General features: G+C 43.1%; 10 protein-coding genes. 2 read left to right on the forward strand and 8 right to left on the reverse strand.

Annotated elements, in window-relative coordinates:
* Nucleotides 1–199 precede the first annotated feature (199 nt).
* The 5 genes from ABH008_RS09355 to ABH008_RS09375 all read right to left on the reverse strand — a co-directional run bounded on the left by ABH008_RS09355 (nucleotide 200) and on the right by ABH008_RS09375 (nucleotide 5,766).
* On the reverse strand, nucleotides 200–2,080 hold the full coding sequence (locus tag ABH008_RS09355) for a di-heme-cytochrome C peroxidase (RefSeq protein ID WP_347989586.1): 1,881 nt from the start codon (nucleotides 2,078–2,080) through the stop codon (nucleotides 200–202).
* Between the two features lie 370 nt (nucleotides 2,081–2,450).
* Nucleotides 2,451–3,467, reverse strand: a complete 1,017-nt coding sequence (locus ABH008_RS09360; RefSeq protein WP_347989587.1) for a lytic transglycosylase domain-containing protein — start codon at nucleotides 3,465–3,467, stop codon at nucleotides 2,451–2,453.
* A gap of 326 nt (nucleotides 3,468–3,793) precedes the next feature.
* Nucleotides 3,794–3,970 (reverse strand): hypothetical protein, encoded by a 177-nt coding sequence (locus ABH008_RS09365; RefSeq protein WP_347989588.1) that lies wholly within the window; start codon nucleotides 3,968–3,970, stop codon nucleotides 3,794–3,796.
* 102 nt (nucleotides 3,971–4,072) lie between these two features.
* Nucleotides 4,073–4,591: an aspartate carbamoyltransferase gene (locus tag ABH008_RS09370; protein ID WP_347989589.1), complete on the reverse strand. Its 519-nt coding sequence runs from the start codon at nucleotides 4,589–4,591 to the stop codon at nucleotides 4,073–4,075.
* Nucleotides 4,592–4,935: 344 nt separating this feature from the next.
* Nucleotides 4,936–5,766 (reverse strand): transposase, encoded by an 831-nt coding sequence (locus tag ABH008_RS09375; protein WP_347989590.1) that lies wholly within the window; start codon nucleotides 5,764–5,766, stop codon nucleotides 4,936–4,938.
* A 584-nt stretch (nucleotides 5,767–6,350) separates the two neighbouring features.
* Between ABH008_RS09375 and ltrA the strand changes: the two genes are divergently transcribed.
* Nucleotides 6,351–7,682, forward strand: a complete 1,332-nt coding sequence (ltrA, locus tag ABH008_RS09380) for a group II intron reverse transcriptase/maturase (protein ID WP_347989591.1) — start codon at nucleotides 6,351–6,353, stop codon at nucleotides 7,680–7,682.
* A 462-nt stretch (nucleotides 7,683–8,144) separates the two neighbouring features.
* Nucleotides 8,145–8,894, forward strand: coding sequence for a hypothetical protein (locus tag ABH008_RS09385; RefSeq protein ID WP_347989592.1), 750 nt, complete (start codon nucleotides 8,145–8,147; stop codon nucleotides 8,892–8,894).
* A gap of 133 nt (nucleotides 8,895–9,027) precedes the next feature.
* On the opposite strand, the gene ABH008_RS09390 is transcribed toward ABH008_RS09385, so the two are convergent.
* The 3 genes from ABH008_RS09390 to ABH008_RS09400 form a co-directional block, all read right to left on the reverse strand.
* Entirely contained in the window at nucleotides 9,028–9,792 is a 765-nt protein-coding gene (locus ABH008_RS09390) for a methyltransferase (RefSeq protein ID WP_347989593.1), read from the reverse strand.
* Nucleotides 9,793–10,096: 304 nt separating this feature from the next.
* The gene (locus ABH008_RS09395) at nucleotides 10,097–10,513 is read right to left on the reverse strand and encodes a type II toxin-antitoxin system VapC family toxin (protein WP_347989594.1); all 417 of its coding nucleotides are present in this window, start codon (nucleotides 10,511–10,513) and stop codon (nucleotides 10,097–10,099) included.
* Complete coding sequence (locus ABH008_RS09400) at nucleotides 10,510–10,764, reverse strand: plasmid stabilization protein (RefSeq protein WP_347989595.1); 255 nt, start codon at nucleotides 10,762–10,764, stop codon at nucleotides 10,510–10,512. Before ABH008_RS09400 ends, ABH008_RS09395 begins: the two co-directional genes overlap by 4 nt.
* Between the last annotated feature and the right edge of the window lie 486 nt (nucleotides 10,765–11,250).

The raw sequence follows: 11,250 nt of genomic DNA on the forward strand, positions 1-11,250 counted from the left end.
TGAACTCAAAATGCTGCATATTATACGGTATTGCAGAAGAAAATATGCGGATTTGCTAACAAACTTGTCGTTTTTAGCGTGGTCGAGTCATCATCATAAGCCATACCTTGCAATCTAGAATAATAGGTACTGTGCTTAAAACAAGACGGCTCTGCCTGCACAGATGCACAGGAAGAGCAGTCATTTTTACAGGCAAACTTTATAGCTGTTTTAAATATTCCAATAGCGCTTTTTTATCCGCGGCATTCAGTTGCGTACCAAACTCATGACCACAGCGGCTATTGCCAGATGTTATCTCTTTGCAGTCGGTCGTTTGATAAGTATAGTTAAACTGGCTTTGTTCACTGGCTAAACCAACTTTGATAGGGTCGTAAGCCTGTCCAACTTTAAACGCAGTGCTTCTATTGGCAACCGGTTCTAATAAATCAGTCAAAGTGGGGATTGAGCCATTATGCAAATACGGTGCAGTCGCCCATATGCCCTGTAATACACGCGATTCAAAGGCAAGTTTAGGGCTGGCGCTTTTAAAACTATCTTTACAGGTAGGTGTGCTAGCACCCGGTGCTGGTTCAGCATGCGACAAGGTTTGAAAAGCACCCTGTAATACAGAGGTTTGCTCAGTAATCAAATTGCCCTGCAATTTACGCAATGCGGCGGCTTTTTCTTGAATTTTTTGCGTTTTTTCAGCACCTAATAACGATTCCAGTTTCAATGCTTCTTTTTTGGCTGCCGATTCAAGCGCGACTACGGTACTGGTTTCGTGTTGCAGAACCGAGCCCATCACCGAAATTCCCAACACGTTAAAAGCCAGTTCTTTTTCGGCTTTTAAAGGTTTATCCAAAAATGGAATTTGAGCCCCCGCCAATACGCCAGTGTCCACTTGCCAGCTTAACAGGTTAAATTGGCGTTGATCAGTTTGCACATCACACAATGGGGTTGCCCAGGTTTGCTCTTTACCGCGCGGGCTGCCTTTGCGGATGCCGTGACAAGCTGCACAACCGCCTTCTTCGGTTTTAGTGGTACTTTCAAAAATAGTTTTACCCTGTGCTGCCAGTGGTAAATTGATCGCATAAGGGCCTTGTTTCCAAGGCCATTGCGGTGGTCCTATGTTTTTTAGATGTACTTCCTGTGCTTTTAAACCATCAAAATTAGCGGAGTTCTCAGACAGATAATCAATGCCTAACACCCGCCAATCGTCTTTTTGCGGGTTAAAATGGGCAAATACGCCAATTACTTCGCCCAAATTGCGTGATAACCCCAGTATGCTATTACCGTTGTCCGCAAAGCCGGGCCATTGGGTTTTATCTTGAATAGGCGCATTCCATACAAAAGGGTAACGAACAGGGGCATCGGCTAGATGAATGTTGCTGGCAATGATGTGGTCGGCAGAGGTACCAATATCCAGGCCAGTTACCCGATTAAAAATCATGCCCACCGCATCCAGTCGGGCAGGTCCCCAAGGTTTATCTTTGGGTAAGGCATTGTCCATGATAGTGCGATAGGGCAAATCCCAGTCTTCAACTTGTTTACGCAATGTGGCTTGTTTGTCGGCTGTAGCGGCATTGCCTAACACCTGTTTGGCAAATTCATCAAACTGTTTGGGGTCATTAAGTACGCTTTTAACCGCAATGCCCAAATCAGTGGCAAAGCTTTGAAAATCGACAATGGCGGGGCCACCATCAATTCGGTAAAGCTGTTTATCGACAGAAATTTCGCGCACATGACAAGCCGAACAAGTCATCCCCACATGGCTGCCATCTTTAGTGACGGTAAAGCCAACCGGCAAGCCGGGTGTAGGGCTGGCAGGATTGGCAAGATAGCCATATCGTTTCAAGCTGTCGGCCAAAAATAATTCGCCATTGCTTTGTTTTAAAGACTGAAACCATTTAAGAGGCATCAGTTGTGATCCTTGATCCTGACTATAGTAGGCTTTGCGCTCAGCTTCTGTCCATTTTTGGCCTTGGTAAACAAACTGGCTATCGCCAGTGGCGGCCATTACGTTTACCTGGGGTAAAAATAGGCTGCCCAACCATAAAATAAAACCCATATTTTTGCAGTATTTCTGATGAAAATCTAACATTTGTTATCCTCCAACTTTATTATAATTTATAGCTTTCCGTGGCCGTTGTAACTAAACTCTATTTCGGTGGCCATCATTAACAGCACTTATTTATCGAGCAGTCGGGCATAGATTACATAGACCACAATTAGAAAAGACAGGTGGTTTAAGTAAAAAAAGCTAGGTTTTGCTGCTAGGCGATTTTGCGTTTTACAGTAAAGCACAAATCAAGTCAATAGTTTTGCGGAACTTGCCGCTAGAAGCACGGTTTGGCAGGGTAATTTGTTTAGCCGTTGGCTAGGGGGGTGGGTTAGGTAATGCGCCTTACGGCTTAGCAGGGGAATGAAATTTAGGTTGCGAAATAACACAATTTCGCAACCCTTATAGCCATTTATTCAGAAGCCAAGTATTGACCAGGGTTAACGGGCATTTCGTAACTAATGCCTTCTTTAAAATATTGTCTGGGGTCCAAAGCAATTTCTCGGGCCGCTAAAAATTGTGCATAATAATTGCGCGAGGCAAAACCAAAAGCCGGACCATCATATTCACGTACTATGCGCCCAAAATCATTACCCACTTGGGTTTGCGCGCGCTTCATACCGCCTATGCCATGATTATAAGAAGTAACGGCGCTTGGCCAATCGCCCAATTTATTATAAGCATGACTTAAATAACGCGCGGCAGCAGTAGCAGATATAAACGGATCAGAACGCCATTCAGCATTGTCGTCACCTGGCATAAAAGTTTTGGCGGCGGCTTTAGTAAATTGCCATAAACCCACTGCACCAGCAGACGATTTTGCAGACACTTGAAAAGAAGACTCAACATGAGGCAAATAGGCTAAATCTTCCGGCAAACCCGCTTGCTGGAAAACTTTTCTAAAATGATTATCATAACGGCCACTAATTTCCAGTCCGCGTTTAAAGCGTTCCCGTGTGCCGCGTTGCGAACGCAAACGATCACCCGCACCATTAAAAAAACTAACCGATTTGCCGCTGCTTTGCAGTTTGGCCATTAACTGTTTGTCATTAGCGTTTAATTCGGCACCATACTTTAATTTGTATTCCAGTCCATACAGCTGGTTGCGCCAGAATTCACGCCGTTGGTTAATCATCTCTTTCTGATCGTTGGTTAAGCCTTCCCCCACATTGCCGGGTAAATCCATCACTTCGTAAATCACATCCAAATGCCTATCGTCATGAAAAGCAACTTGCGAACGCGCCCATACCGCATATGTTTTACGCCAAAACTCAACAGCAGGTTCCAGTACGGCCGGTTTTGGAAAAATACCTGTCGAGACTATCACTTTATCTTTTTTAGGGGTGTTGATATTTCCAGAACGATTTTGAGTTTCATACGGATTCAATGCCAGAGAGTCTTTTTTTGTCGACTGCGTACAAGCACTCATAAATACCAGCGTCACGAGCATAAGCGAAAATCGTAAAAAAAGTCGATGCGTATTGGTCATGATAATTGATTCAAATTAAGCAAGTATTTGGAACACGTCCGTGTAAAATTTTGCACAAGCCAGTTCCAAGGTAATGGTTATACTCAGGTTTAAAGAGTTTAACGAACTACTGGATTTATATCAGCTTATTCGTTTTGTATTATAGTGCATAAACCTATTTGTTAAAAAAAAATGACAAGGTTTTGTATGCTGAATAGCAAAAATGAATAAAAAACACTATTTTGACTGATTTGCAAAGCAGCTTGCTGCTTTCAATGGCATCAAATTTATCTCGAAAGGTGCGGTAAGTTTACAAACCGCACCATAAAGTCTAAATCGCCACCATCAATCTCAATTGTTAGTTGGGTAGGATGTGCCAACCAACGGGCGGCGCATCGATTGAAATTTAATCTATCATCATCCCGCTGGTTGTCACATCCTGCCCAAGTGTAACGGATAGACATGAATTCAACCTCATCAACCACCCAAACACATTTTGTACAAAACGGCGCGATTAAAAAACATGAACTGTTCCAATTTCCAACCCTAGAATACAAATAGCCAATTTATTCTGAAGGCTTGGCGTGATGCTGGCTATGTTCATCAATCACCGCATTGCCGTGCTCGGTTATCTGCGCATCAAACCATTCATGCAATGCCTGCACCAATTTAGGGTATTCAGAGGAAAAATGAATCTGGGCACCATTTGCCAGTGGTTTATAATCAAATCTAATCTCGTCAGTTTTAGCCGCTTTTAACTGCGCTAAACCTGGCATATTGGCGCCATGGCTGGCTTCCGTAGCGGAAAAATCCCCTTGTTTAAAGGCATTGGTCATTTTGAGAAGATGCGCTTGTATAAGCTTTATTTGCGTAACATTGTTATCCAATTTGGCAATCACATGCAGAACGCCGCCATGAACAGATTTAGAAAATGTTTGTAAGGTTTGATCCAAAGCATAAGCTGGCAAGGCCTGCTGCGTATTTTTGTTTGCTTCAGCAATGGGTTTGCCGGCTGCATTATCAGCAGCAAGAACAGGCGTTGCTAAAAGCAGAAAGCTGATAAAAACCAAAGGGTAGTGTTTCATAATAGTGCTCCAGATAGTGAGTTATTGTTATAGTCAATTAGACTCGCATGCAGCACTAAAGGGAACTTCGAAAAACCTGGTTTTTGTGCTTCGACAAGCTCATTGCGAATAGTAAGCTATTGATACATAAGTGACGCCGTTCGCCCTGAGCCTGTCGAAGGGTGGTTTTTTCGAAGTTCCCTAAAGCTCTAAAATACGGGTATGCTAGACCTTATACCGCATATACCTAATTTGTTAATGTGTTTTTTCAGCAACGCCAATTTGCTTGATATCTATAAACATCAAAAATGGGTCATGATAGTGGGCATTGGGGTCAGGTCTTTCCATGACACATGCAAGTAATTTCATTTTACCGTTCGACTAACTGTTGAGTAATGCACACCAAAAATAGTCGCTATTTGTTGTAAAGTAAAGTCGCCTGTTTTGAATGCTAACCTCATACCTTCTTTCTTATTTTGATAATTATTCTTATAGAACTCTAACGGTTCAGCGGGTGGACGCCGTTGAGCCTTGGGAATTTCATTAATAAGTTCGGAATTGCCTTTTAAATTGCTTTGTAGTTGTAGAACAAAGTCTTTATTTCCTAAATAAATTTGATTGCGTAAATTCTGCCAAATTGGTGGCAAACCAACGCCAGCATTTACAAAATCAAGATATTGAATTATTGCATGTGCTCTATTAAGGCTAAATTGGCTCAATAACCAATCCGTTTGCAGCCATCTAGGGGGTATTACACTATCAATCATAGCGTTATAACTACTCCATTTCCATTGTCCAGGTAATGACACCATTAACACTCTAACGGGATTCAAAACCACATATCGCGACAATTCCAGTAAATAGCTCTCTTTTTCAACCAAAATTCCTTTAAATCTTCCCTGATAGACATGCCCTAACCGTTGATGCCTGCGGTTAAATCTTTGAGTATAAACCTCATTTAACTGCCGCATGCCAGCTGATAAATTACCTTTAATGGTTTCAATAACAACGTGGTAGTGGTTAGTCATCAAACAATAAGCATGGCATATCCAGTTGAATCGCTCGCAAACTTGACCAAATATTTCCAGCCAACATAATCTATCGTCATCGTCTAAAAAAATATCATCGCGAGCATTTCCTCGCGAAGTGACATGATACAAACCGCCCGCTAATTCAATTCTTAAAGGTCTTGCCATATTGTTTAACCTTTCATATATATATTTATGTTATTCATTCTGTATATGCTGTACATTTATTTTAACATAAAAATGCGTTATTGAAAGACCTGACCGTACGCAGTAACAACTGCAAATCTAGCGGGTTAAAGTCCCGACCGTGGAATTGTCCGTACGCCACGGTAGCATGAGAAAGCGGCGTTGTGGCGACACGGGGTCGTAAGTTTTCAAATAGCAAAAGTGCAGGCCGAAACGAAAGTGAACCTATAAGTAGCCTCGTAAACGTAATCGAAGAAGCCGACCCTGTGGTCAGAAGGGGAAGGTCGTCGTACGAACACTTAAATAACGGAAATGGTGTTTGTGTTCTTCCGGGGTAGCAGGGTTGGCATGTACTAGAAGATTTGTAGTCCAGTGCTGGAGACCTGTATTGAGGGATGGGGAGGCCATCGATCATTGGATATAAGGAAACGAAATTTCAATGGCTGAATACAGGAGTCGGAGGGGCTCATAGTACCGTTTGAAGCCAAAGGACAACATAACCTTGGCTGAGGGAAGGGGCTCTACTTTGTTCACGCAACCCAAGAATGGAGGATGAGGAGATTGCCATGTTGCTAGTCACTCCTACGAAAATCAGGACATTACAGAGGAAGCTATATACCAAGGCCAAGCAAGAACCAGCCTATCGTTTTTACGCGCTTTACGACAAGATATACCGGGAAGATGTCCTCTATCACGCCTGGTGTCTGGTTAGAGCTAATAAGGGAAGTCCCGGCGTTGACGGGATAAGCTTTGAAGCCATAGAGCATGTAATTGGGTTAGATAAGTTTTTGTTGGAACTTGTCCATGATCTGAAAGAAAAGACCTACCGAGCCCAGCCAGTCCGGCGCGTTATGATTCCTAAAGCGGATGGTAGTTTAAGACCGCTGGGGATTCCGACGATACGTGACCGGGTGGCGCAAATGGCGGTTAAACTTGTCATTGAGCCCATATTCGAAGCAGACTTCTGTCCGAATTCGTATGGATTCAGACCAAAGAAATCGGCGCATGATGCGGTGGATGACATTGCCAATGCGCTATGGGCGGGTTATACACAAGTCATAGATGCTGATTTGACGAAATATTTCGACAGCATACCGCATGCAAAGCTGATGGCAGTGGTTGCAGAACGCATTGTTGATGGTGAGATTCTCGCACTGATCAAGCAATGGCTGAAAGCCCCCGTGATTGGTAATGATGAAAACGGTAAGAGGAAGGTGTTGGGTGGTGGAAAAGCCAATCGTAAAGGAACGCCGCAAGGTGGTGTAATCTCCCCGCTATTGGCAAACTGCTACCTACATATTCTTGACCGGATATGGCAACGACATCAGCTCAAAGGCAAATTAAAAGCGCAGTTGGTGAGATATGCCGATGACTTTGTTGTGTTGTGTAGAAAGGATGTTGAAACACCCATGTTGGTTGTAAAGCAAGTGCTGGAAAGATTAGGTCTTACCCTGAACGAATCCAAAACGCACATTGTTGACGCTACCCAATCAAGCTTCAATTTCTTGGGATTTTCAATCAGAATGAGCCAAGGAAGGCGAACAGGCAAGCCATACCCGCATGTCTGCCCATCAGCTAAATCTGCGAAGAAGATCAAGGACAAGCTGACACAGATGACGGGGCGAAATCAAACCACCCTGCCACTAGAAATTATGATCAGAAATATTAATCTAAGCCTCAGAGGTTGGACAAACTATTTCCATTATCAAAACTCTAGTCAGGTATTTGAGAAAGTTAAGGTACACGCAGAGCAACGCCTGCGTAAACACTTGATGAAACGCCATAAGATAAAAGATCGAAAGATTGGCGAAGGTCGATTTCCTAGCGTAGATTTATACAAACGCTATGGTTTATTTAAGGTTCCAGGGAAAGCTGGCTGGCGATCAGTGCATGCCTGAGTACGAAGAGCATCGGAAAGCCGTGTGCGGGAAAACTGCAAGCACGGTTTGATGAGGAGGGGTAGGCGCAAGCCTGCTCCTTACTCTACCCATTGTGTGCCCGGTGAATTCTTTCGGTGGCCCTGCCGTCCACGTTGCTTGAGGCCGGAACTTCTTGCTCTCGTATGATTCGATCCGCTATCTGGAAACTTTCAATATAGTCGGACAAATCAGAGATCACATTATCAAAAAATTTTCATTATCTGTGTCAGAAGTTTTTCACTGTTTTGTCAATTTTTTCATTAATGGTGTCACTCGACATTTGTTTGCAAAAAAGCGGCATTTTTTAACGTTCAAAATGAGTCGACTATTTTGTTGCGGTAATCTAAAATTGTGCATCATAATTTTTAAACTAAAAATTCTTTAATTATCGTATTTGATATTTTTGTTTAAAAGTCAGTAATTTTTATATTAAAGGCCGATATGAAGTTAGGTATTCTAAGATTAGCTGTGTTAGCGTCAGTTTTTATAAGTGGTTCTGTTTTTGCTGACACAGAGATATTTACTCATACTACACCCCCTAAAATCGACTCAAATTTTGACATAAATGCTCGATTTTCAGACACTTTTACACTGCCTTCTTTCAATAAGGCATTAGGTATACTTAACTCTGTTGAGGTGTTGGTTTCTGTTAGTGGTACTGATAGCGTCACAGCATTTAATAGTGCTGGAAGTGAACAAACAACAACAATTGATACACCTTTCGGGGTGGTTAGTTATTCAGTTTGGCAATGGCAAGTTTGGCAAATACAAGCTATTGGCATTATACCAGTAACCGTTTCCGGTTTAAATGGTGTTTCTTACGTTGATAATCTATCAGTAAGTATGTTAGGCGCTACATCGTCAACTAGTTCCGCCACTGTTTTGGGAGATGCGCTTCCTGTTAGTCATTCAAACAGTCAAACCTTGACTACTAATTTATTTGATTTTGAAAAAAATACATTACCTGTCACTTTAAATATTCATTTCGGCAGTCCTAATGTTGTTGCAACGGGTTTCCCAACTGGACAGGTATTTTTCAATAGCGAAGCAGTTGTTGGTGGCACTACTGAAATAATTTATAACTATACACCAACAGCTGTAAACTCAATACCTGAGCCAGAGTTATTGACACTGTTTCTGCTGGGTTTGCCTCTGATTACTTTAGCTTTACGCCGTAAACTAGACACATAAATTCAAAGCATGTTTATGTCGCTAAAATACGATGGACTGATTCTGGTGTCAGGGGATGCCAGCATTGGCGGCGACATCAAAGACGTACTTTATGCACTCAACAAAGCTTAATTGAGTAAAACCCTTCAACCAGTTAGCTTTCAGCAAACCGCAACAAAAATGGCCGTAAACAGTCACAATAAGCCTGGCTATATTCACCCGGTTTAGAATAAACAGTAAAAACCTCGCATTGGTAAGTAGTTTGCTGGCGGCTAAAACTCAGTGCCGCTACTTTGGCCGGCTTATGGGTATGCGCCTGTAATTCTATTTGCTTAAATACATACAGGCCCGCCAGTTTTGCCAAGTCAATAAACTTAACAATGGCCTGTGTGGGTAGCAGCACATAAAAACGCCCATCAGCACTTAATAATTGTGCTGCATTCGCAATAAGTTCGGCATGCGGTAAACCATCGCTGTGTCTTGCCAGACGTTTAGCGCTGGCGGTGGTTTTATAATGCTGTTCAAAAAATGGCGGGTTACTGATAATAAAATCGTATCGACGCGGGTTGGTTTGGGCAAAATCCTGAATCGATTGATTAACGGATTGCAGGCGGGTTGCCCACGGACTGTTATAAAAATTTTCAGCCGCCTCTCTACATGCTTCGGGGTTTATTTCCACACCCGTAATGTTAGTCGCGCCCAATTGTGCCATTATCAACGCCAAGATACCATTACCCGTGCCTATATCCAGCACCTGCTTAGCCTCATTAAGATCGGCCATGGCGGCAAACAACAGGCTATCGGTGCAAATTTTCATAGCTGCGTGGTTTTGTTGCACCGAAAATTGTTGGCAACGAAAAATGCTCATGCTGGCAAAATTAGTTTGTGAAAATGAGTGAGCATAAAATCGCTTATTCAAGCTGGGTGGTTGTCAGCGTGCAATGCTGCGAGTAAAGTAGCCCGAAAGGTAACGAGTCGGCGTAATTTTTTATAATTAAAATCAATAGACTACAGGATGTGCTGAACAAAGTGAAGCGCATCTGTCACGATAGCAACAGCTCATTGTATCAACACAGCCTATAAAAACTTAATTTTAAGAAGTAATTGCACTGCTAACGACATAAATTGCTGGTAAGCCGGATTCCGATTACTGGCCCTTCCGGATCCTATGCGTCGTTTCAATTTGGCGTGGTTCAGACAAGATGGTCGCGTCATGTATCTCATTAAGTTTTCCAAGGATTAATGACAGGTACACCAGCAGCCTCATAAGGCGCGGTATCGCGCGATGCTACAATAAAATTTCGTGAAGCCGCAATTGAAGCGATATAGCCGTCAGGTGTTGGAAACCCTTGCCCGCTAGTCCTGGCTGTCACCGCCAAGTCAGCATATCGCCGTGCCGCAGGGGTATCGAATGGCAATACCCGATCCCTAAATATTTCCAACAGACCATCTAGGGCCTGCGAAAGCACGTCCTTACCTCTGCCGGTTGGAAGCGCAGCAATACCAAAAAGCAACTCGGCTAGCGTTACACAGGACAGGAACAGTGTTTCTGCCACTTGCTCGTTCAACCAAGCCATTACGACAGGGTGTGGCTCAGCCTTCATAGCCTCGGAAACAATATTGGTATCAAGGACAATCATTCAAACCTCAATGGTTCAGCAGGCGTTTTGTCTTTGACTTGATCAAATACTTCTAAATCCTCGTTGGTCATGCCAATTCTGCGTCCCAATGCAGATAAAGCATCACCAACCCGAACGCGCACGTCAGGCTTGACAGCCATTGTCAGTATTTCGCGGACTTCAGCCTCGGTGCTGTGTCCATGTTGGGCGGCCTGCACACGTAATGCTCTATGGACATCATCGGGTAGATTGCGTACTGTTAACATTGCCATTGCATCACCTTTTATACATTCATTCAATGAATGCATTATGTGATATTGACTTCATTTATACAAGTATTCGTGATGTCGTAAAAGGTCAATATTACATATATTTTGACAAAAGGAAGGCTCTTCATTCAGGCATGCTAAAACTAGCAATGTTATCGACTTTTAAGGGTGCATGCATTTTGGAAATCCACTACATCCTCAAAACTAACCCACGTTTAACATCATTCCGGTTTAAATATTAAGCAGGAGAAACGAGCCCGCGTAGCCACGATTAACGGCAGCGTAATCGTGGGAACAATAGGCTTGCGGCAAGCCATAGCATCCTGCCCTCGTTTACGCTTCACTAACCGAGGCTACGAGCTGCCAAAGCTGCAATTGTAGAGATAGGGTTTACGCCTTTATTACTCCGAGAAAACAATGTGGTCAAGGCCATAAGGCGCACTCAATAAAGCGTTGGTTTTTCATAGGGTGGAATAGGTGCAAACGAAA

Origin of the sequence: Methylomonas sp. AM2-LC (assembly GCF_039904985.1) — a bacterium.
GTDB lineage: Bacteria > Pseudomonadota > Gammaproteobacteria > Methylococcales > Methylomonadaceae > Methylomonas.